The sequence below is a fragment of the Clostridium fessum genome, assembly GCF_027698965.1.
GTDB lineage: Bacteria > Bacillota > Clostridia > Lachnospirales > Lachnospiraceae > Otoolea > Otoolea fessa.
Map to the genome: position 1 here is coordinate 191,515 of NZ_JAQEQF010000005.1, position 22,530 is coordinate 214,044.

Below are 22,530 nucleotides of genomic sequence, written 5' to 3' on the forward strand. Positions count from 1 at the left end.
ATGGTTTTTTAATTTGGGTTAATTTTTAATATATAATTCGAAAGATCCGCTCTGGATAATTAAGCCAGAGTATTTACAGCCTTGGAAAGACGGGATACTTTGCGGGAAGCTGTATTCTTGTGGTATACGCCCTTGGAAGTAGCCTTGTCGATCTCGCTGGTAGCAGCTAATAATGCAGCCTGTGCAGCAGCCTTATCTTTTGCAGCAACAGCAGCTTCTACTTTCTTAACAGCAGTTTTAACTTTGGATCTGATAGCCTTGTTTCTTGCAGCTCTTGTCTCTGCAACTAAGATTCTTTTTTTTGCGGATTTAATGTTAGCCAATGTAGTGTACCTCCATCATAAATTCTTTTATTTTGATTCGTAATTCATTTTGTATTTGGTTTGCATTAAAGCCTGGACACGGACAGTTCAATGTAAACATACTATTACATTCTATCGAATAAAGGCAGTATTGTCAATATCTATTTGCCTGTTTTTAGGGAAAAATTCGGAAAAAATGAAAGGGGAGCTGAAAAAGCAGCTCTTGTCAAGTTGCATAAGCGGAATAAAAAATAAAAAAAATTGATCGTTCAATATGATGAAATTGTGAAAAAATAAAAAAAGTGCTTACACGAATGGAAAAAAGACGTTATAATAGCGAACCGTAACCCAAATCGAATATAGTTTGAAAAAACGCAGTGAGATTGCATACAGCAGTAGAGATCGAAACGAGTTTCCGATTTCTGCTGCCTTTTATTTTGTGAAATTTATCACGGACAGCATCTTGTGCGTGGGTGTGTCGGACTGATTTGCCGTTGCATCTGGATAGAAGCAATTATTTTATAGGAGGAGAATGAAAATGCCAAGAAATAAGAGAGAAAGTTTTATCTATTCCGTTATCATGTGTTTCACGATGGTACTCTGGATGAGTATGTACAATGTAACCCTTCATATGGGACATTTATCCTTGGAAACGATCCGCGAAGGATGGATCGGATTCCCGTTTGCATTCGTGTATGCGTTTCTGTTTGACTGGTTCATCGTGTCCGGTCCGGCGAAGGGAATTGCGTTCCGTTACTTTGTATCACCGGAGAGCAGCACACTTCGTAAAGTAATCACGATCTCCTGCTGCATGGTCGTTCCGATGGTATTTGTTATGTCCTTATATGGCGGTCTGGAAGCCTGCGTGAAATCCGGCGCATGGAGCCAGCTGCTCATCATCTGGCTGACCAATATTCCGAAGAACATCATCATGGCGCTTCCGTTCCAGCTCATTGTAGCAGGTCCGCTGGTGCGCCGCGTGTTCCGTACCGCATTCCCGGAGGGAACCGTGCTGCAGGAACCGGTTATGTAGGGAGATAGCAGAAAATTTATAATCATCGTAACTGTTCAGTACCTTCACAGTCACGCGCAAAAATCTATTAAAAATTGCCTACGGCAATGGAATTTTTGCCTGCTGGCCCATGTTTTTGTACGGTCAGCGCAGTAAATGCGCAGACCTACTGAACAGTTACTAATCATCATTATATAAAAAGAGGATATCTGTTTTTTGTATCATTATGGGTTCAGCAATACCGAAGCATAAAATATGCCGTCCCACCATTCAAACCGTGCATCGCCGTGGTACTGTTCGGCGATCATGCGGATCGATTCGGTTCCGATGCCGCTTCCGGCAGGTTTGGTCGATACCAGTTTTTCATTCATCCAGGTAGGGCTGAATGCGCTGGTGTTGTCCGTGGTGATGGACAGGGTGGAGGTACCCGTCTGCACCGCGGAGAGACGGATGAAAGGCGGCGTGTTTTCAGAGCCGGAACACCCGGTCTGACAGGCGTCCAGGGCATTTTCCAGCAGATTTCCGAGAAGCACGCACAGTTTCGTCTCCGGGATGACCGGGTGATCGGACAGCTGAATGTGGATGTCAAACTGGATTCCGGCGCTTTCCGCCTTATCTGCATAGAAGGAAAGAATGGCGTTGAGCGCATAATTGTTGCAGTATACGCGGTCCGAATGAGTCGGATGTTGTTTTTCGTAGTCTGCGAGGTATGACTTCAGATCCTCTAAATCGCCGCGGTTGGCACAGTCCTGAATCACCCGAAGATGCTGGCGGAAATCGTGGCGCGCCCGGCGGTTTTCGATGATCCGGGACTGGAGCATTGTGTACTGGTCACGCTGGATCTGCAAAAGACGTTCCATCGCCTCACTGCGGGCATTGGCTTCCAGCTGTTCCCTGAGCTGTTGGATAAACAGGATCATGAAATGACTGATTAAAAACATGCAGATCAAAAGCATGAACCGCGCCAGCAGTGCGGCGACTGTGATGGTACCGCTTCGGATATTTCCGGTTAAAAGCAAAAGAATCAGGGTCACAGAAGCGGGGAGCAGCCACGCTGTATTCCAGAAAGACGGGATTGATACGGAAGAAAGCCCCTCGACGGTCCGGGTCATTGCTTTTGCCATGAAATAGATACTGCACAAAACGAGGAGAAAGGTAACCAGCCCGGTCTCCCAGGAGAAAAAGTTGTAGCCGAAGAGCGCCTGACAGATGCAGAAAGCGGCGGCACGCACGACCAACAGATAATCGATGATAAATAAATATAGAAATAAAATCATTCCGCTCTCGGCGTCTACCATCAGCTTAAATAAAACGCCAAAGCAAGGGAGCGCGAGGTATTGCACCCATACACTGGACAAACCGCTTTGAATCAGGAACAGAAACAGAAGCAGATAGCCCAGTTCGAATCCACAGACCCAGAGAAAAGTTTTCCACGGAGAATGGCGGAGTTTTTTGTGAAATGGAATACATGCCAGAATATGAAACGGAAAAGTGCTCAAAAATTCATTAAAAAATAATTCAATCATAGATGCGGACCTCCCCGGACTAAATGGTACGAATATTGGATATATTGTTCCCGGACATCCCGGTATTTCAGGCGGCTGATGGGAATGGAGGCGCCGCTTTTCATCAGAAAACGGTCTTCCAGAAGCTTATCGACATCCTCCAGGTTTACTAAAACCCCCTTGATGCAATCGCAAAACCAAGGATAGGACAAAAGCAGGGCAGAAAAATCCCGCTGATTCATGGAAATTTCATGTTGGCTCCGATCCCGCATGTGCACCAGAATCCGCCGCTTCAGATATTCTGTGTACGATATCTGATGCAGAGGCAAGCGAAGCTCTGTTCCCTGGCAGGGAACCAGAACGGAAACCTCCGCCTCGTCGGCGGAAAGATGGCATCGTTCCAGCGCCTTTGAAACGCGCTCCATCGTAACCGGTTTTAGCAGATAAAAAGCCGCGTTCACATCGTAACTGTCCACTGCAAAATCCGGCGAAGTAGTGACAAAAACGATCCGGCAGGAAGCATCCAGCGCGCGGAGTTTTTGGGCGGTTTCCATTCCGCTTAATCCATCCATATAGATATCTAAGAAGACAATATCGAAGGAACCGACGGTAAAGCTGGCGAGAAATGTTTCACCATTTGGAAATATTTCTGGTGCAGCAGTAGGAATACGGTGCTCCTTCATATAAGAAAAAATCAGATGCGATAATTGTTCGGCATCCAATTTCAAATCATCTACAATCGCGATTTTCAAAACAAAATCCCTCTTTTCTTCTGATTGTCTGGGAAAAGGCTGCTTACGCATGCTTCGAACCTTTTGATCCTAATATCATAAAAGTATCATAACATAAAAAGAAGCAAAAAAGGCATAGTTTTTACATCTTGTGTCGTATTTTGGCATCTTGTGTCGTTTTTATTGAAATTGTTTGCCTGTAAGATAAAATGAGAGAAAATATTAGTTCGTATATCTGACAAAACCATTTTATATACAGGAGGGGAAAGACGCGTATGATAAAAAGGAAATGGTATGAACGAGTACCGGCGGCAGCGCTGGCGGCGATGCTGATGGTAAATGGCGGCGGAACAAATCTGCAGGTAAAGGCAGAGGTTGTGTCCGTATCGGAGGAGGATTCCACTGATGCGAAAAAGGCAGATCGCGGTGAAACAGAAGAAAAGGAGAGCCAGGATCGCGACAATAAGTCGAAAGATTACGGCGAAGATGGCGATGTAAACAAAAAAGGTGGAGAAAACGCCGGCGGAGAGAAAAAGACAGACGAAGCAGAGAAAAAAGTAGAGAACTCGGAAGAATCGGGCGGAAACGGTGGACAAACTTCGGGTTCAGGCGCTTCGAAAGAGGAAGAAACGTCAGAAAACGAGAGAGAGCCGAGGAAAGACAAGTCTGAGAAAGAAGATTCGACTGAGAAATCCGGGGATGAAAAGGACGAGCCGGACGGAAAATCGGAAGAATCGGGTGATAAAGCTAATAATCTACCAGGGGGGGAGTTAAATACAGACGAATCTAAGAAAAACCCGGAAGAAAAGCCAGCCGGAGACTTGACTGAGAAACCAGCTGAGAAACTTCCAAAAGAGATTTCTGCAGAAATCGCGCCGGAAGTGCCGGAGAACGTGGAAGAGGCAGAGCCCTCCACACTGGTCGTGACCGGATTTGAGGAACTTCCGGAAGAAATTCTGGGACAGAGACTTGCACTTGGAAGCTCGGAAAGCGATATCAGCTTTCCAGATACCCTGACGGTAACGGCTCGGGAAGAAAAAGCGGACAGTGAGGAAGAGGACGAAGAAGATGGTTCCGGAGAAGAAAAGGTCCAGAAAATGAGTATTGAGCAGAAAAGTGAATCCGAAGACGAGTCTGCGGATGAGATGGAGTCTGAAGATAAAAGTAAGTCTGGGGATGAGGTTGAGTCTGCAAATGAGACCGACCAGCCGAAAACAGGCAGCCGGGAGAAAAAACGGAAACTGAAAGGGATCACCTGGGAATTAGATCCAGAGCAGAGTGTTTATCCAGAATTTCAGAGTGGTATCTCTTTGAAAGAATATTTCTCTGAATTTGACAAGGACGGCAATCCGGTCGAGACCGAGGATGAGACATTCGCGGACTATGAAGAGGCGAATGCGCCGTACAGCGGGGCAGTCTATGTCTACCGGGCAGTTCTGCCGGAGGAAGACGAGGACGGAAATAGCATCGAGTATACATCTGAGGAGATACCGGAGATCTGCGTATTGATTGGGGATCCGGAGGTGGCGGCATATGAGCTGAGCCAGACGGTGCCGGAGTATACGGTGCAGTATGAGCAGACAGATAGGTACTATTTTAAAGTTTTTACGATAAGGGGAGAAACACTTGGCACAAAGTCATTATACAGTTCAAAAGAAGAAAATGGATTGGCGATTAACGATGCAATTCAGGATTGTAAAGAAAATTATAATGAACAAGGAGAAATCAAATTAACAATTAATGATACGAATGAGGATAATTGTTCATTTATAATTAAAGAAAGCTGTACGATTGACTTATATGGTTCTTATAGAAGAAACAGAGGAACTTTATTCACAATCGATGCGCCGGATATAGAAGTGACCATTAATAATCATGCCGATATAGGCGTAGGATATTTCTATGAAAATAATTACCCGGATACATCTTCGGTGACATTTACAAATCCTGATAAAAAGAATATCAATGCATCGTTTGTCATTGAAAAAAACGACAATGTGGATGTGAGTGGAGCAGATATCTGTAGCCAGGGAGAAGTACAGGCATTAGTTATAAAAAAAGATTATGAAATGACAGGAGGTACAGTAAACGGCGCTGTTTCGATCATGGGGGATGCTACATTTACGATGCAGGACGGAACCGTGAACGGAACAATCGAAGGCTCAGGAGATGCAACATTCATTATGAATGATGGCACGCTGAATGGTGCGATTCATATTGTTCCGAATGTAGAAATCCAGGGGGGAACGATAAATTCGGAATCTTCGGATGACAGATATAGCTATGCTATTTATTTAAATGAAAATTCAAAGTTGGCGGTAAGCGGGGGAAGCATATCCGCAAAGAATACAGCAGGAGCCGCTTATGGTATTTTAGGCAGTGATGGATGTGAGGTGGCTTTATCTGGAGCAGTTGATATTACAGCATCAGCGCCGGATGGAAAACCAGCTTCTTCCATGTATTACTCACAGGCGACTAAAACACTGGATGCTACAGGTGTGACATCTTTTGAAAAGCCATTTGTTATTTCAACAGGTGGCTCAAATTTGGAGAAGATTTCTCCGTTTTTTAACTGGGTTAAGGGAACAGAAAATAATATTTCGATGCTATTCCGAGATATCCAGTTTAAAGCGAGTGGAACGATTTTTGAGGTAGGTACATCGGGGGCATATGATAACTATAAAGCTATGAAGTATGGCAATTATATCCGCGTCCTTGATGAAACATCACTCCCGCCAACGATTGTAAGCGGGGAGATAACAGATGTATTGGTCACTGCTTCTGCGTCAGACAGCAGTCAGGTAGATGTGACGTATAAAGTAAAGGTTGATGGAGCAGAAAAGGAAGAAACCATCACATCGAGCCAGAGTGATCTGAATAATATTCTGTCTGCAATCTTAGATGCGGATACAGAGCCGGGCTATACGTTGACATTTGGTTCTGGAAATCAGGCATTCAGTGGAAATGTGACTGTTGATACAGGAGAAAATGCAACGATTGTCTTAAGGGGTAAGCTGGATGGACGATGCCGTCTTCTCGGCACTGGTACGCTGGACTCATACATGGACGCGGCTGGATTTGATGGCAATACAGCTGGTAAGATTCGGGTAAAAGGCGGTTCAGTTATCAGCACAAGCGGCAGTACGATCTATTTGACGAAAGCGGATTTGGAAGTGAGTGGAAATGCGCTGATAGAGGATCGGTCGTCGGGTACAGAACCCCATTATGCAGTCCGGGCAGAAGGCGAGATGCTAGTAAATGTAAACGGGGGAACGATCCGTTCTCTGAATAATATAGCTATTTATCAGGATCGTCCAGGCAGTAGTGCGTACAGTGCGACTCTGATTATGACGGGAGGCACAGTCTCGGGAGGAAACTATGGAATTAGCAGAGGAACTTCAAGTAAAACTGTAATTTCAGGTGGTTCAGTTTCTGGTACGACGGCGGATGTATCTTTTAGAGCGAAAGAAAGCAACATCATCGAAAAATTCGAGGTTAAGGGTGAAATACCATTTAAGACGATCCAGCTTGAGAGAAGACAGGACATGAATATAGATCTGACGGAATCATGGCTGGCAGACAGAAACGAGCTTTCGATTATTTGTCCACAGGGCGCGGGAGATGATAACTCCATTCAACTGTGTACGATAAAAAAGGTCGGATATAGAAACTTCCTCGATCATATAAAACTAAATATTAACGGTGCGATTTTTGTCATTGATAATACAGTGAGCGATACAGAGGCGGATATACGTATCTATTGGAAAAAAATAGAGGCAGTTCCTAGACTGGATTATTACGAAAATAAGAATGCAGGCACTCCGATTTATACAGAATACCTTGCACCGGGTGGAACTCCGAGTAAAGTAGTGATTGATGGAATGACAAATGATGGCTGGAAGGATCAGTATGGAAATGTGGTAACAACTGAGAATAGCTTGTATCGCAATACTCAGCTTTATCCTTTCTACAACGTAGCTTTGAATACCAGTGTAGATGCAAAATTCCTTACGTCTTCATCGGCACTAATTACAGGTACGACAGACGGCACGGCGGTTTATTATGGAAAGAGTCCTCGGTTTGGAGATACTATAAGTGCGGCAGAACTGGAAGCTTCGTTCAATGCGGGCACAGGTGCAGGTAAAGCGGATGTAGAGAACGGCAAATTTTCTATTTCAGCCACAGAGTTAGAGCCATGCACAGATTATACTTACTATCTGGCGGCGAAAAACGATAATGCTGACTATTCCAGCGTGCAGAAGCTTACATTTAAAACAACTACACGCACACTGACAGCGGATGATTTTCATTATACAGATGTGCTGGAGACCACATATAATGGAGAGGCGTATCCATCTACATTTAACATTACACCGAATGATGAAAATCGGAGAAATAGTAACTTTACAGTCGATTCAATCAAATTCAAAAAGAAACTCTCCGACGACACCTATGCGTCAGACTTTGAAACCGAACGACCAGTAAACGCCGGAACATATGGGGTATTTGTCACGACGACGAGTGAAAAACCTGGAATCGAGCGCGCAGAGGCTCTTTATATAGTCGATGTTACGATCAAAAAGGCGAAACTGGATCCGAACTGGTTTAGTAGGAAGGAGTGGGCTGTTTATGAAACCCAAAAGGAAGAAATTCCTCCGTTTTTAACAAATGATTCCATTTCCGGCTATGGAGTGCTTGGTTATAAGCTCTATACTACGGATGCGCTTGAGGAGAAAGTACCGCTAAATAGTGATGGTCTTTACAATGCGACCACAGATCTAACTGCTTCATATGGTCAATATTCGCTGGGAGTCACCTGTACCGGTGGAGAAAATGTGGAAGCACAGAGTGAACCAATATATTTTGGGGAGGTTCGGATTAACCGTTCAGGCAATTACGCTACGGTCGAGTGTGAAGAGGTTACATATGGAAATCCGCCGCAGCCGCAGATAAAAGATGCGAGAGACACAAGCGGAGGTGTTACCTATCTGTACAGCCAGGAGCGGGACGGAGAGTATTCTTCGTGGAATCCTCAGAATCCAGTAGGCGAGTGGTATGTGAAGGCAAGGATTGGAACCAGCCTGAATTATAACGCGGTAGAAAGCGCTCCAGCGCAATTTCGCGTAGAAAAAGCATGGCTTGTTCCGGAGATTGCTTCCGTGGATAGCAAGACATATAATGGAAATAGTTATGCGTCGGGTACCTTAAAACTGGTGCCAGCGGAAGAAAACCAGATTCCAGAAGGAGATAAAACGGCAGTCGGAGTGGCGGGTGCAGTCACGGGAACCTTTGTGTGGTCATCTGAGCAAGCAGGAACGACGGGAGTGCATGTAGTTGATATAAAGTTAAATTCGGCATTGGAAGGAAATTACAAACTGGCACAGACGAGACTCTATGCGGAACAGTTTGGAGATGCAAAGATCGAAAACGCGAAGATTACCAATGTATCAGTTAAGCAGATTTCAGAACTCACCTACAATGGAACCGCGCAGAGAGCCGATGTTACCACAACGGGTACAACGGTGGATGGAAGTCCGATAACCTTTGTATATGCAGAGACAGAAGATGCACTGGAGACAGCTCCACAGTCCGAGGTTCCGGAGTTCCAGAATGCCGGGACGCACACTGTGTATTATAAGGCAACGGCGTCGAATCATGACGCGGTGACGGACTGCTTTGAGGTCACGATTGCCCCGGCGAAGCTTATTGTGACGGCGGAGGCGAAAAAAGTTACCTATAAAGAGGCAGCATCGGAATACAGCTATACAGTCAGCGGTTTTGTGAACAACGAGACTGAGGAGGTACTGGAAGGTAGTGTAGCATATGACTGCGCGTACACGGCGGGCAGCGATGTGGGAGAATATGATATTCTTCCGTCCGGGCTGACTGCCAAGAATGGAAATTATGCGATTCAGTATCTGCCGGGAAAACTTACCGTGGAACAGGCAGAACCAGAATTTTCACTGGAAAATCTGGCACAGTTGAACCGAATCTATGACGCTCAGGCGATTCTGCCGCAGATTATTTCTGACAGCGACGGAAATATGACGATGACGATTCTCAGTGGCACAGAGGTATTGGCAGCAGTTCCGGCAGATGTAGGGACGTACACGGTGCGTGTAGCCACAGAAGCGGGTAAAAATTATAAGGAAGGCAGTGCCGGATATACATTCGAAATCCAGCGAGCGCCGCTGCGTGTGACTGCGGTGAATCAGCAGGTAACAGTTGGATCAGAAATTCCGGCATATACGGTAATTTACAGCGGATTTGCAGGAAATGACGATGCGGATGTTTTAAGCGGTACGCTTCAATTTACGTGTGAGTATACAGCCGACAGCCCGGTGGGAACGTATGCGATTGTTCCGTCGGGACTTACTTCTGAAAATTATGATATTCAGTTTGTAAACGGCGCACTTACGGTAACGAACCGCGCCAGCGATGGTTCTGGTAATTCTGGCTCATCGTCTTCTGGCGGCTCCGGTTCGTCCTCTTCCAGAGGTTCGGGTAGTTCCTCTAAGACTTCGGCTGCTTCCGGACCAGCGGCAAAGGGCAACTGGCAGCAGGATGCGGCAGGTTGGAAATTCACCTATGAAGATGATTCCAGCGCAGTGGGAAGCTGGATAACTGATGAAGCAGGCAATCAGCGTGAAATGTTTGCGTGGGCGAACATCAATGGAAATTGGTGGGCGTTTGGCGCAGACGGCTACATCAAGACCGGCTGGGCACAGGATGGAAAGGATAACCGCTGGTATCAAATCAATGCGAATACCGGTATGAAAACGGGATGGCATTTTGATGAAGCGGGCGATAAACACTGGTATTACCTGAATCCGGTCAGCGGCGAGATGCTGACCGGCTGGAGACAGATTGATGGAAAATGGTACTATTTTGCAGAAGTGACAGGAGGTCCGCTTGGATCGATGTACCAGAACGCACAGACCCCGGACGGCTACCGGGTTGGTGCAGACGGCGCCTGGGATGGCGGCGAAGCAGTCAAATAGGAAATGAAACAGACTTGATACGCTCTGCCGATCATGCGAAAATGTGTGATCGGCAGAGCTCTTTTTTGATGTCTGACAATCCCTTACAAATTTATGAAAAACCTATGAAAAATCCCCCCGCCCCCTCGCCAAGAGAAAAAAGTTATGTTATAATTTATGGAAGAATGCGTTTTTGGCGCAGCGGTTTCAGAAACGGGACGTATTGAACCGGAAGCCGCGGCATATATAAAAAAGGAACCATGTATGCTCAACGAAGACAAGATAAAATTAATGACCGAACTGGCACTGTTTGAGAAGAAGCATGCTTCCCAGATGAAAACAGTCAATCAGTATTTTAAAAGCGACTATATCAGCCGCAATCTGCTCCGGGGATTTATAAGCTATACATTGTGCAGCATACTTCTCTTTGGAATGTGGATATTATTTAATGTAGAAGTAGTTCTGAGTTCGATAGGAATGGATGAACTGAAGGGACTGGCTTTTCGAGGAGGAGCTTTATACCTCGGGGGGCTTTTTCTGTATGTCGTGCTGACGATCATCGTGTATGGCGGGCGGTATGAGTACGAGGAAAAGATGAACCGGATCTACATAGCGAAACTGAAACATCTGGATAAGCGCTACGATATACACCGGCGCGCCAGAAAAATGGAGAGAGAGAGGAGAGGCAGATGAGAGGACTCCTTGCAGGGAAAGAAGCACTCAAGGCTTTCTATGCGAGATACAGTGCATTTGTGAATGCATTCCTGCGTTTTATAACTGCCTTTGCGGCGGTGTTTCTGATTAACCAGAACATCGGACTGATGCCGAAACTGAGCGGCGGTCTGGTGCCGCTGTTTGCGGGAATTATATGTGCATTTCTCCCATTTGGAGCCATTGCGTTTCTGATTGGGATTTTTTTGCTGGCACAGCTCTTTGCAGCATCGATGGAAGTGGCGCTCATCACCTTGGTGTTCCTTCTGATCGTGGTGCTGCTGTATTACGGATTTCAGCCGGGTGACAGCGCGTACCTGATTGTAACGCCGATCTTGTTTTTTCTGAAGGTGCCGTTTGCAGTCCCGATGATTCTCGGACTGACTGGAAGCCTCGTATCGGTGATTCCGATGAGCTGCGGGATTTTTCTGTACTACGTGATTCTGTATGTGAAGCAGAACGGAAGCTTCCTGGCGGGCAGTGAGCAGACTGAGATCACGCAGATGCTGGCGCAGGTCATCAAAAACCTGCTGGCAAACCCGGCGATGCTTGTCATGATTGCGGCATGCTGCCTGGGGGCGCTGACGGTCTGTGTGCTCAAGAAACTGTCGATCAACTACTCCTGGGGGATCGCGATCGGAGCTGGCCTTATTTTACAGATTCTGGTTGTGTTTATCGGCGATTTCCGCTTTGGCGTTCCGGTGTCCGTGCCGGAACTGGTTGTGGGAATGATTGGTGCGGTCATTGCATCGCTGATCTATCAGCTGTTTGTTTTTTCGGTCGATTACAGCCGGACTGAGTACACGCAGTTTGAGGATGACGATTATTATTACTATGTGAAAGCGGTTCCAAAGATTGCGATCTCGAGGACGGATGTAAAGGTACAGGAAATCAATAAAGTAAAGAGAAGATAGACTATTTTATAAAAGAAACTTGTTGTTAAAAGAAATGCGTGACGGGTCATATGTACGTGACTGGTAACAGAAACGCAGCCCGAAAGGGAGGGAAAAGAATGGCAGAGATACTGGCGGAGATTTATTCGTGGATCTCGTTCGTACCGAAGATAACCTTTAAAAATTTAATAGAGATCGCGATTATAGCAATTCTGGTATATGAAATGCTGATCTGGATCAAAAATACGCGGGCGTGGACGCTTCTGAAGGGTATTATTTTTATTCTTGCATTCTTTCTGGCAGCTGCGATCCTGGAACTGGATACGATTCTGTGGCTTCTGGAAAAGACGTCGTACATTGCGGTGACGGCGATCATCGTTATTTTTCAGCCGGAGCTGCGGAAAGCACTGGAACAGATCGGAAGCCAGAACGTGCTGACGACGCTGTTTTCAACGGATGATACGAAGAAAAATGAGGATTTCAGCGAAAAGACGATCGCAGAGCTGGTGCGTGCTTGTTTTGAGATGGGAAAAGTCAAGACGGGCGCCTTGATCGTCATCGAGAGGGGCACGCCGCTTGGAGAGATCGAGCGGACGGGCATCGAGGTCGATGGTATCGTGACGAGCCAGCTTCTGATCAATATTTTTGAGCACAACACGCCGCTGCACGACGGCGCAGTCGTGATTCGCGGTAACCGTGTGACGGCGGCGACCTGTTATCTGCCGCTCTCGGACAATATGGATATCAGCAAGGCATTGGGAACCAGACACCGTGCGGCAGTCGGAGTCAGTGAGGCGACCGATAGCGTGACGCTGGTTGTATCGGAAGAGACAGGGCGTGTGTCGGTGGCTGTGTCCGGACGGCTTAAGAGTGTCAAGGATGGAGATGAACTGAGAGATATATTGTCAGTTCTGGTAAAACGGGAAACGGAAAACACAGGTCGTTTCAGAATATGGAAGGGAAGACGCAGAAATGAAAGAAAAGCTGACGAATAATCTTGCGATCAAGCTGATTGCCCTGTTCTGTGCTTTCTTTGTGTGGCTGGCGGTCGTGAATGTGGCGAACCCGATCAAGGTATCGACGAGGGAGGTTCCGGTCACGATCACGAACGATCAGGTGCTGGAGCAGGCGGATCTTGCCTATGATGTGGTAGGCAAAAAAACGGCGACGATCAATTTCAAGATCCGGACGAAGGATGATTATAAGGTAAAGGCGTCGGATTTCAACGCCTATGCGGATTTATCGGAAATGTATGATGTGACGGGTGCGATCCCGATCCGAGTGGAAGTGGTGAACAATGAGGAACTGCTGGAGTCCACGCCGGTTGTGAAGTCCCCGGAGGTCATCAAGATCACGACCGAGGCGCTGCAGACCAAGGCATTTACGCTGAAAGCGTATCCTCAGGGCAAGGCGGCAGAGGGTTACGAGGCGGGTAAGGTGACAATGGTGCCATCCCAGGTGACGGTTAAAGGACCAACCTCCCTGATCGGACAGATCAGCAGCGTGGGTATCCGTTTTAATATTGACGGTGCTGCGGCGGATGTCGGTGGAACAGCAACACCGGAGTATTTTGACGCCAATGGAAATGTGCTGTCAGATTTGGGAGATTCTGTCAAGACGGTTGGCGGAGATGCCTCTTATACGATGCAGATCCTGAAAGTAAAAGAAGTACCGCTTGATTTTGACGTCAGTGGTGAAGTGGCGGATGGATACCGCTATACGGGTCCGAAGACGGATATCAAGTCGGTGTCTGTGGCGGGGCTTAAGACGGATCTGGCATCGGTCAGCACGCTCACGATTCAGGGACCGTCCCTTAATGTGCAGGGCGCGACGAAGAATGTGGAGTGCGAGATCGATCTGGATGATTATCTGCCGTCCGGGCTTACGATCGTGGGACTGGACAGCACGACGATCAACGTGACACTACAGGTGGAGAAGTTGATAGAGAAGACCTTTACGGTCAAACCGGAGGATGTGACTCTAAACGGAAAGAACAGCAGCTACAGCTATACCGTCGAAGATACGAAGATGGAAGTCAAGGTACAGGGACTTGAGGAGGATTTAAGCAGCCTGTCGGCGGCGAAGATGAATATCCGGGTCGATGTATCAGGCATGGGACTGGGCGAGCACACGGCAGCGGCGCAGTTCCAGCTGGGGGACGCGTATAAGATGCTGTCGGCGCCGGCTGTGACAGTGCGGGTCAGCGAACATGGAAGCTCCAGTGCCCAGACGACGGAAAGCACCGAGAGTGACCGTGGAGACACGGGCAGCCAGAGCAGTTCCAACCGGGAGAGCGGGGCAAGCTCGGCAAAAGAAAATGTGGATGCAGAGAGCGGCAATGCTGCATAAAGCATGGTATGCCATCCACAAATGAGGAGAAAGAAGTTAAACAATGGTAAAAGCAAAAATTAAATTAAAAAACCCGACTGGTCTGCATTTGAGACCGGCGGGAATCCTGTGTAATGAGGCGGTAAAATTCGATTGTTCTGTCCAGTTCCAGTTCCGTGGCACCGTGTCCAATGCAAAGAGTGTCCTGAGCGTGCTTGGGGCGTGCATCAAGAGCGGTGATGAGATCGAGTTTATCTGTGATGGAAAAGACGAGGAGGAAGCTCTGTCGGCGATGCTGAAAATAGTTGATGACGGGCTGGGCGAGTAGGGAAAACCGGTGCGGTAAAAGAATGTGTACAGACGTACAGATAGGATGAAACTATGATCGTTTATTTGGTTTGCTATGCGGCTTCGCTGCTTCTGGCGCTTGGCCGCCATTATCTTTTATCCGGCGCAGGGCTTCTGGCGGCGGCGGCGTATCTGTATGCGTCAGACTATATCCGGAGTGGAAATCTTCTGCATCTGCGGGGGATTTTCGCTCTTTCCTTTGTAGGTGGACAGGGACTGGCGTGTATGAAGCTTAGTTATTTAAGTCAGGCATGGAGTGCGGGAACGTGGCTGGGACTTTTGGCGGCGTTTGCGGGCTTTTATCTGGCTTTTTATTATCTGGAAGCATTTTCCGGTGAGGCGTCCGTCCGCGTGGGCGGTCATTCCGGCGCGGTGCAGCGCCGGGGGTTGGAATCTTATGCCGGAACCGTCTTTTTCTGCGCGGTGGCGCTGGCGGCGCTATCGGCAGGCTGTTTCGCGATCGAGGCGGTCTATATGGGCTATATTCCGCTGCTGCTCCGGGGCGTTCCGCATGCTTATTCCTATTTCCATGTGACCGGGCTTCATTATCTAACGGTGTCCTGTGTGCTGGTTCCGGCGCTCTCTGTGATCTATTTTTGCATCGAGGGCGGTCGCAGCCGGGGACGGCTGGTATGTATGCTTCTGGCAGATGCAGCGGCGGTGGCGATTCCGCTTCTGTGCGTGTCGCGCTCCCAGCTTCTGTTTGCGGTACTGCTGGCATTGATTACCTACATACAGATGGAACACCAGCTGAATCCGATTTATGTTGTTTTTGCGCTGGCAGGGCTGATTGTGCTCTACATTCTGCTGACGATCGCGCGCAGCCATGATACTGCCTACTTGAATACGGTTTTTGAGATGAAACGGCACCTGCCGATTTTTGTGACGCAGCCGTATATCTATATTGCAAACAATTACGATAATTTCGACTGTCTGGTCAAGGGACTTGTGAAGCACAGCTGGGGCATGAAGATGCTGGCACCGTTCTGGACGCTGACGGGACTCAAGTTTCTGGTTCCGTCGTTGACGGCATTTCCGTATTATGTGACGAAGGAAGAGCTGACGACGCTGACGATGTTTTATGATGCGTACTACGATTTCGGCATAATTGGCGTGTTCATCTTTTCTGCCATATTAGGAGCGGCGGCGTATCTGCTGATGCGGATGATGCGCCAGGTGCAGAATCCGATTACCTATCTTCTGTACGCACAGTTTGCACTTTACATGCTGTTATCGTTTTTCACAACCTGGTTCAGCAATCCGTCCACATGGTTTTATTTCGCGGTGACAGCGGTTGTGGCCTTTCTGGTATCGCATAAGGTTGCAGGGCGGTAAAAATATATGGATTAAGATATAAAAATGAAATAAAATCTGCTATAATAACAAAAAGACGACAATTCAGTAAGTTAAAGTGCTGCTTGTATACAGATAGAGTTGCCGCATGGATCAGTTTTACAGAAAAGAGGGCAAGCCAATGATTTCAGAAAAAATGATACCGCTTATGAAAAATAACTCCGCCATCCGTATGATGTTTGAAGAGGGCAATAAGCTGGCGGCGAAATATGGACGTGAGAATGTGTTTGATTTCAGCCTTGGAAATCCGAGCGTACCGGCTCCGGCAGAGGTAAATCAGGCAATTCAGGATATCGTAAAGGAAGAAGATTCCCTGTTTGTACACGGATATATGTCCAACGCAGGCTATGAAGATGTGCGTGAGACGATCGCTCAGTCGTTAAACCGCCGGTTCGGCACCTCCTTTCACGCAGGCAACATCCTGATGACGGTCGGTGCGGCAAGTGGTTTGAATGTCATTTTAAAGACCCTGTTAAATCCAGGAGAGCAGGTCATTACCTTTGCACCATACTTTGTAGAGTATGGTTCCTATGTCCGCAACTATGACGGCGAGCTGGTGGTTGTATCTCCGAATACGGTGGATTTCCAGCCGAATCTCGTTGAATTTGAGGAAAAGATCAACGAAAAGACCAAGGCAGTGATCATCAACACCCCGAATAACCCGACCGGCGTTATTTATTCCGAGGAAACACTGCAGAAGATTGCAGCAATTCTGGAAAAGAAACAGAAGGAATTTGGCACATCGATCGTGCTTCTGTCCGATGAGCCGTATCGTGAGCTGGCTTACGACGGCGCGGTTGTACCGTATGTGACAAAATATTACCGCAATACAGTGGTTTGCTACTCGTACAGCAAGTCCCTGTCCCTTCCGGGCGAGCGTATCGGTTATCTGGTAATCCCGTCTGAGATGGATGAGAGCGCAAATGTATTCCAGGCGGCAACGATCGCGAACCGTGTTCTGGGCTGTGTCAATGCGCCATCCCTGATGCAGAGAGTCATCAAGCGCTGCGTAGATGCGAATGTGAATCTGGAAGCTTACGACCGCAACCGTAACCTGCTTTACAACGGATTGAAAGAGTGCGGATTTTCCTGCATCAAGCCGGAGGGCGCGTTCTACCTGTTTGTGAAATCTCCAGTGGAGAATGAGAAGGAATTCTGCGAGGTATGCAAACAGTACAATGTACTGGTAGTACCGGGAAGTTCATTCGCGTGCCCAGGTTATGTGCGCATCGCATACTGCGTATCATATGGACAGATCGAGAGATCGCTTCCGGCATTCAGAAAGATTGCGGAACACTATAATCTGGTATAGCGAAATTGTATCATCGTCTTGGAAAGGAAAAGGATGAGATGAAACGATGTTTTAGAATGATTCTGAATATTGTGATTCCGCTCCTTGGTTTATGTCTGGTCATCTTTTTAGGTCCCAGACTTCTGCATTTTTTCATGCCGTTTGTGGTCGGATGGATTCTGGCACTTTTAGCAAATCCGCTGGTTCGGTTTCTGGAACGGCGCGTGAAGCTGGTGCGGCGCCACGGCTCGATGCTGATCATTATTGCGGCGCTGGCGATCGTGATCGGTCTTTTTTACGGGGCGGGTCTTCTGGTTTACCGGGAAATGGGAAGTTTTCTGGCGGATGCACCGGAAATATATCAGAGTGTGATCGCTGAGATCGAGAATGCATTGCAGAATGGGCGGAAGCTTGCAGAATATTTTCCGCAGAATTTACAACCGCCGCTGCTGGCATTTTCGGATAATCTGGATGGTCTGTTTGGAAAACTGGTATCGCGGGCGGCGGAACCGACCGTGCAGATCGCCGGACATGTGGCGAAGAGTATTCCGAATCTTCTGGTAAATATGGTCATTATTATCCTGTCTTCATACCTGTTTCTGGCGGATCGGGAGTCCATCATGCGGTGGCTGAAAGAGCATCTTCCGGCATTTGTATTCCGCTATATCGAGTATATGAAACGGGACGCAAAGGGACTGATTGGTGGATATTTTCTGGCACAATTCCGTATCATGTGTGTGGTGGCGCTGATTCTCGCGGCAGGATTTTTGGTGCTGGGTGTCCGCTACGGTGTCCTGTTGGCGTTTTTGACGGCGATTCTGGATTTTCTGCCGATCTTTGGAACGGGAACGGTGCTGTTCCCATGGGCGGTTGTGAAACTGTTTGCGGGGGAGTATGCGTATGCGACCGGGCTTATCCTGCTCTACATCCTGACGCAGGTCGTCCGTCAGATCATCCAGCCGAAGATCGTCGGGGAGTCGATGGGATTGCCGCCTCTGATGACGCTGTTTCTTTTGTATCTGGGATTTAAGCTGCGCGGGCTGACAGGCATGATTCTGGCGGTGCCGGTGGGGCTTGTCTTTATCAATTTTTATAAATATGGGGCGTTTGATTCGATGATCCGGAATTTCAGAATGCTGATGGAGTCGATTCAGAAATTCCGGAGGGAAGAATAGGGGGAAGTTTCCTTATTATATAGTAAAATTTTCTTGGTAATTTAATCTGGATAAATTATGCGGCGTATCGCGATATTTTTTCTTATATGCCCGGAGGAACGCAGCATAATTGCGGAATCCGGATTGATAGCAGGCTTCTGTGACGGGGGTGCCCCGGCGCAGGAGCTCGTTTGCGTTTTGGAGGCGTTTTTCAGTCAGGTATTCGGTAATGGTGTAGCCGGTTTCCTGGCGGAAGAGGCGCATCATGTGGTATTTGCTCATGTAAAAGCGGGCGGCGAGCTGGTCGATGGTGTGGTCTTCTTCTGGGTGTTCAGAGAGGTAGCGCATGAGTTCCAGAATTTTTTCGCCGGAAGGGGAGGTCGGAACGTATTCCCGATGGTTTTCGGAGGCGGCGCGATCAAGGTGTACCATAAATTCCAGGAATAATAAACGCAGAAGAAGCTCGGATCCATAACTGCTGCCACCAAGGGATTCAAAGTTAGCATTGTCTGTGCCATTGTCATTTGTACCACCTGCCTGATAGGCATTTTCCAGTCTTGACAGCGCCTCTAAGAGCGGCGTCATGGTAAGGGAACCGAGGCGCAGAACATCGGACTGCTGTTCTCTGGCAAGCTGGAAACAGAGGTCGAGCGCACAGTCAGCACAGGAGAATGCATCCAGGCATTCCGGCGACAGGTAGAGGATGATGCGCTCATATCGGCTTTTGTATGGCACGACCGGCTTGTGCAGGCAGTGCGCGCCGACGAGGACGATGTCGAGCGGACGGAGGTGGTAGGAACGGCCTTCCACGATGTAGTCTGCTTCGCCATTTAACAGGATCAGGACTTTGTGGAAATCATGATAGTGGTAGGCAACCGGTGTATCCATCTGCCCGCGCAGGTGGAAGAGGCGGAATTCGTGGTTGAGGTAGCCGCGTTTTTCGTAGGCGGGGGATTCGTGGGTGGTATTTTCTGACATAAGGGGACTCCTTTTTTGAGTGTATTGCAGGTTGATTGTTGCGGGAAATTATATCAGATGTGAGTTGACTCCCATCTCGGCATTCTTGAACTTGTATAAATGCATTGAGTTTGTTATGTTGCTCTGAGATAAATATGTTTTGAAACACAGATATTTCATTTCTTATTTCGTAACTGTTCAGTACCTTCACAGTCACGCGCAAAAATCCATTAAAAATTGCCTACGGCAATGGGATTTTTGCCTGCTGACCCATGTTTTCGTACGGTCAGCGTAGTAAATGCGCAGACCTACTGAACAGTTACCTTATTTCATATTATATAGCATTATATGCAATATTTAAAGCATGATTCTTCTATTAAAAGCTGCTATATTTTCCTAAAATTGAAATTAAAGAAAGCATAGATGGAATATTATGAAAATGCAGACATATTCAAAACATAAATGGATATGCATGATAAAGTGATTTCAAGAACGGAAGTAGAATAGAAATCATGGATGAAAGATTTTTATGGTATTGATTAAAAGGGGCAGGAGGTATCGCGATGAAACAGGTTGTGCTTGAAAAATATCACTGTATGGGAAATGATTACCTGGTGTTTGATCCAAATAAGAATGATTTGGAATTGAATGCGGAGAATATCAAGAAGATGTGCAGCCGTCATTTTGGCATCGGCGCGGATGGCATTCTGGCGGGTCCATATCTGGGGGAGAATGATTTTTATGTACACATCTACAACGCGGACGGAAGCGAGGCGGAGAAGAGCGGCAACGGCATGGGTATTTTTGCAAAATATCTGCGGGACGCGGGATATGTGCAGAAAACGACGATCTCCTGGAAAACGCTGGGAGGCGAGGAGACAGTCTTTTATCTCAACGAGGATGCGACCCGTGTGAAAATTTCGATGGGACATCCGACGTTCTGGAGCGATGAGATTCCGGTGACCGGCGAGCGGCGGGAGATGGTAAACCAGACGATGGTATTTGGAAAGATTCCGTATGTCACGACTTGTCTTTCAATGGGAAATCCGCACTGCGTCATCTGGATGAATGAGATTTCGAAGGAAATGGTGTGCCGGATCGGCGAGCATTCGGAAACATCCGAATATTTCCCGGAAAAGGTCAATACGCAGATTTTAAATGTCCTTGACCGGACGAATATCCAGATCGAGATCTATGAGAGAGGCGTTGGATATACGCTGGCGTCCGGAAGCTGCGCCTGCGCGGCGGCGAGTGCGGCATACCGCCTGGGACTTGCCGATCCGCATATGTACGTCCATATGCCGGGTGGCACGCTGGAAGTGGAAATCAAGGAGGACGGCATGGTTTACATGGTCGGCGAGGTCGGCTATGTGGGACATATCCAGTTGGGAAATGAATTGAGCGAACAGCTGCGGATTAAATAAAAAAGTATTTGACAGAAAAATATCGGACTGCTATATTTTATTTATAAAAATTGTGAAAAGAATGACAGGGGCATTCTCACACAGCAAAACGATCATAAACGTATGCTTGAAATTTTTGGGGCTGTATAGGCAGGAAAATTTTGGGCGTATATGAAAAGAGGGCGAGGGGGCTGACTGGAAACAGAGACAGCTGCCTCGTTTTTTATAGGAGGAAATGGCGATGGGAGAGAATACGAACCGATCCGAACCTTTTTTTGATGAAGATGTTGATTTGGTAAAGCTGCAGTTTACCGATATTTTTGGACAGTGCAAAATGGTCCAGATGACGCGGAGGCAGGCGGAAAAAGCGATGAAAGAGGGGTATGCAATCAACCGGTTTGCGCTCGGCGGCTTACAGAAAGCTGGGATCGAGGGCGCGGCGGCGCCGGAGTATCTGACGGACCAGAGCGAGAGTGTGGAATTGTACTTGAAGCCGGATGCATCAACGTATCAGGTTCTTCCGTGGGATTCCGGGCAGGAAAATGTAGCGCGCGTGATCTGCCAGGTCTGCAATGCGGATGGGACGCCGTCCTGGACGGATTCGCGTCATATTTTACAGGAAACGGTAAAACGTGCCGAGAAGATGGGACTGGACTTTGATTTTGATTTCCAGTGTGAGTTTTATCTGTTTCACACGGATGATGATGGGAGACCGACGACGGTGACGCATGAGGTTGCCGGGTATTATGACGCGGGGCCGATCGATTTGGCAGAGGGCGTCCGCCGGGACATGGTTCTGAGCCTGGAGGAAGCAGGATTTGCGGTCGAGAGCACGCATCATGGTCTGACTGCCGGACAGCACAGCTTCGTCCTTCCGGCGCGCCGGGGCATTGAGGCGGCAGATTATTTACAGACGTTCAAGGCGGCGGTCAAACGGATTGCGAAACGCCATGGTCTGCATGCGACTTTTATGCCGAAGCCAAACATGAGCGGCGACGGATCGGGGCTTCATGTGGGCGTGTCGATCTCTTCCAGACGGGGCGCGGAGGCGATGGCGCAGGCGAAGCATTTTGCAGCAGGCGTGCTTAAAAATCTGAGTGATATGATGATTTTTACGAATCCAACCGTCAATTCATATAAACGTCTGGCGGCGGAGCGGAGCACGGTGTTCCAGCCGGAGTTCCCGGCGGCTGTGTGGGAAAAGGGAAGTGAAAAGGCAGTTCATGTGAAGGAAGACCGGAACGGACGTATTTCCGTGGAAGTGCAGTTCCCGGATCCGTCTGCGAATCCGTATCTGGCGCTGACGGCGATTCTGGCAGCAGGACTGGAAGGAATCGAGAAGGCGCTGGTGCTGGATGAAGAAGCGGGCGATGAGGATGCGCCGCGGTTCCCGGAGACATTGGGGATATTGCTCCAGAAGCTGGATCAGAATGAATTTGCACACCGTGTATTTGGGGAAAAGTTCTGCCGGATGTACGGCGAGGGCAAGAAAGAGGAGTGGGAACGCTTCTGTGCCTATGTGACGGATTGGGAAACAGCGGAATATCTGTATCGTTGTTAGG

The 22,530-nt window shown here is 47.9% G+C and carries 16 protein-coding genes; 12 read left to right on the top strand and 4 right to left on the bottom strand.

Annotated elements, in window-relative coordinates:
* Positions 1-59: 59 nt before the first annotated feature.
* Positions 60-323: a 30S ribosomal protein S20 gene (gene rpsT, locus PG862_RS08660; RefSeq protein WP_022358531.1), complete on the bottom strand. Its 264-nt coding sequence runs from the start codon at positions 321-323 to the stop codon at positions 60-62.
* A 517-nt stretch (positions 324-840) separates the two neighbouring features.
* On the opposite strand from rpsT, the gene PG862_RS08665 reads away from it, so the two are divergent.
* Positions 841-1,335 (top strand): DUF2798 domain-containing protein, encoded by a 495-nt coding sequence (locus PG862_RS08665; protein ID WP_117795985.1) that lies wholly within the window; start codon positions 841-843, stop codon positions 1,333-1,335.
* A 203-nt stretch (positions 1,336-1,538) separates the two neighbouring features.
* Here the strand turns inward: PG862_RS08665 and PG862_RS08670 are convergent, their stop codons facing one another.
* On the bottom strand, positions 1,539-2,840 hold the full coding sequence (locus tag PG862_RS08670) for a sensor histidine kinase (RefSeq protein WP_270707124.1): 1,302 nt from the start codon (positions 2,838-2,840) through the stop codon (positions 1,539-1,541).
* The gene (locus PG862_RS08675) at positions 2,837-3,571 is read right to left on the bottom strand and encodes a LytR/AlgR family response regulator transcription factor (protein WP_270707126.1); all 735 of its coding nucleotides are present in this window, start codon (positions 3,569-3,571) and stop codon (positions 2,837-2,839) included. Before PG862_RS08675 ends, PG862_RS08670 begins: the two co-directional genes overlap by 4 nt.
* Positions 3,572-3,825: 254 nt before the next feature.
* On the opposite strand from PG862_RS08675, the gene PG862_RS08680 reads away from it, so the two are divergent.
* From PG862_RS08680 to ytvI, 9 genes are all read left to right on the top strand, one after another.
* Entirely contained in the window at positions 3,826-10,551 is a 6,726-nt protein-coding gene (locus tag PG862_RS08680) for an MBG domain-containing protein (RefSeq protein WP_270707128.1), read from the top strand.
* A 156-nt stretch (positions 10,552-10,707) separates the two neighbouring features.
* Positions 10,708-11,223, top strand: coding sequence for a hypothetical protein (locus PG862_RS08685; RefSeq protein WP_243023758.1), 516 nt, complete (start codon positions 10,708-10,710; stop codon positions 11,221-11,223).
* Entirely contained in the window at positions 11,220-12,155 is a 936-nt protein-coding gene (locus tag PG862_RS08690; protein WP_022359167.1) for a hypothetical protein, read from the top strand. The genes PG862_RS08685 and PG862_RS08690 overlap by 4 nt, the downstream gene beginning before the upstream one ends.
* Before the next feature lie 98 nt (positions 12,156-12,253).
* Entirely contained in the window at positions 12,254-13,129 is an 876-nt protein-coding gene (cdaA, locus tag PG862_RS08695) for a diadenylate cyclase CdaA (RefSeq protein ID WP_117795982.1), read from the top strand.
* Positions 13,107-14,483: a CdaR family protein gene (locus PG862_RS08700; RefSeq protein WP_270707130.1), complete on the top strand. Its 1,377-nt coding sequence runs from the start codon at positions 13,107-13,109 to the stop codon at positions 14,481-14,483. The genes cdaA and PG862_RS08700 overlap by 23 nt, the downstream gene beginning before the upstream one ends.
* Positions 14,484-14,526: 43 nt before the next feature.
* Complete coding sequence (locus tag PG862_RS08705; RefSeq protein ID WP_107001249.1) at positions 14,527-14,790, top strand: HPr family phosphocarrier protein; 264 nt, start codon at positions 14,527-14,529, stop codon at positions 14,788-14,790.
* 53 nt (positions 14,791-14,843) lie between these two features.
* Complete coding sequence (locus PG862_RS08710; RefSeq protein ID WP_118684823.1) at positions 14,844-16,145, top strand: O-antigen polymerase; 1,302 nt, start codon at positions 14,844-14,846, stop codon at positions 16,143-16,145.
* 139 nt (positions 16,146-16,284) lie between these two features.
* Positions 16,285-17,475, top strand: a complete 1,191-nt coding sequence (locus PG862_RS08715) for a pyridoxal phosphate-dependent aminotransferase (RefSeq protein WP_107001247.1) — start codon at positions 16,285-16,287, stop codon at positions 17,473-17,475.
* 38 nt (positions 17,476-17,513) lie between these two features.
* A complete protein-coding gene (gene ytvI, locus PG862_RS08720) occupies positions 17,514-18,629 on the top strand; it encodes a sporulation integral membrane protein YtvI (RefSeq protein WP_118467082.1) in 1,116 nt (371 codons plus the stop codon).
* Positions 18,630-18,644: 15 nt separating this feature from the next.
* On the opposite strand, the gene PG862_RS08725 is transcribed toward ytvI, so the two are convergent.
* Positions 18,645-19,586, bottom strand: a complete 942-nt coding sequence (locus PG862_RS08725; protein ID WP_118467084.1) for an AraC family transcriptional regulator — start codon at positions 19,584-19,586, stop codon at positions 18,645-18,647.
* Positions 19,587-20,128: 542 nt separating this feature from the next.
* Between PG862_RS08725 and dapF the strand changes: the two genes are divergently transcribed.
* Both dapF and PG862_RS08735 read left to right on the top strand, forming a co-directional pair.
* Positions 20,129-20,989, top strand: a complete 861-nt coding sequence (gene dapF, locus PG862_RS08730; RefSeq protein WP_117795977.1) for a diaminopimelate epimerase — start codon at positions 20,129-20,131, stop codon at positions 20,987-20,989.
* Positions 20,990-21,209: 220 nt separating this feature from the next.
* Positions 21,210-22,529: a glutamine synthetase family protein gene (locus PG862_RS08735; protein ID WP_270707136.1), complete on the top strand. Its 1,320-nt coding sequence runs from the start codon at positions 21,210-21,212 to the stop codon at positions 22,527-22,529.
* Position 22,530 lies beyond the last annotated feature (1 nt).

Bases quoted from the DNA above. Each gene is read 5' to 3' on its own strand.
- PG862_RS08735 (WP_270707136.1), top strand. From the start codon at position 21,210: ATGGGAGAGAATACGAACCGATCCGAACCTTTTTTTGATGAAGATGTT.
- cdaA (WP_117795982.1), top strand. From the start codon at position 12,254: ATGGCAGAGATACTGGCGGAGATTTATTCGTGGATCTCGTTCGTACCG.
- PG862_RS08665 (WP_117795985.1), top strand. From the start codon at position 841: ATGCCAAGAAATAAGAGAGAAAGTTTTATCTATTCCGTTATCATGTGT.
- PG862_RS08710 (WP_118684823.1), top strand. From the start codon at position 14,844: ATGATCGTTTATTTGGTTTGCTATGCGGCTTCGCTGCTTCTGGCGCTT.
- ytvI (WP_118467082.1), top strand. From the start codon at position 17,514: ATGAAACGATGTTTTAGAATGATTCTGAATATTGTGATTCCGCTCCTT.
- PG862_RS08705 (WP_107001249.1), top strand. From the start codon at position 14,527: ATGGTAAAAGCAAAAATTAAATTAAAAAACCCGACTGGTCTGCATTTG.
- PG862_RS08690 (WP_022359167.1), top strand. From the start codon at position 11,220: ATGAGAGGACTCCTTGCAGGGAAAGAAGCACTCAAGGCTTTCTATGCG.
- PG862_RS08670 (WP_270707124.1), bottom strand. From the start codon at position 2,840: ATGATTGAATTATTTTTTAATGAATTTTTGAGCACTTTTCCGTTTCAT.
- PG862_RS08685 (WP_243023758.1), top strand. From the start codon at position 10,708: ATGGAAGAATGCGTTTTTGGCGCAGCGGTTTCAGAAACGGGACGTATT.
- dapF (WP_117795977.1), top strand. From the start codon at position 20,129: ATGAAACAGGTTGTGCTTGAAAAATATCACTGTATGGGAAATGATTAC.
- PG862_RS08725 (WP_118467084.1), bottom strand. From the start codon at position 19,586: ATGTCAGAAAATACCACCCACGAATCCCCCGCCTACGAAAAACGCGGC.
- PG862_RS08680 (WP_270707128.1), top strand. From the start codon at position 3,826: ATGATAAAAAGGAAATGGTATGAACGAGTACCGGCGGCAGCGCTGGCG.
- PG862_RS08700 (WP_270707130.1), top strand. From the start codon at position 13,107: ATGAAAGAAAAGCTGACGAATAATCTTGCGATCAAGCTGATTGCCCTG.
- PG862_RS08715 (WP_107001247.1), top strand. From the start codon at position 16,285: ATGATTTCAGAAAAAATGATACCGCTTATGAAAAATAACTCCGCCATC.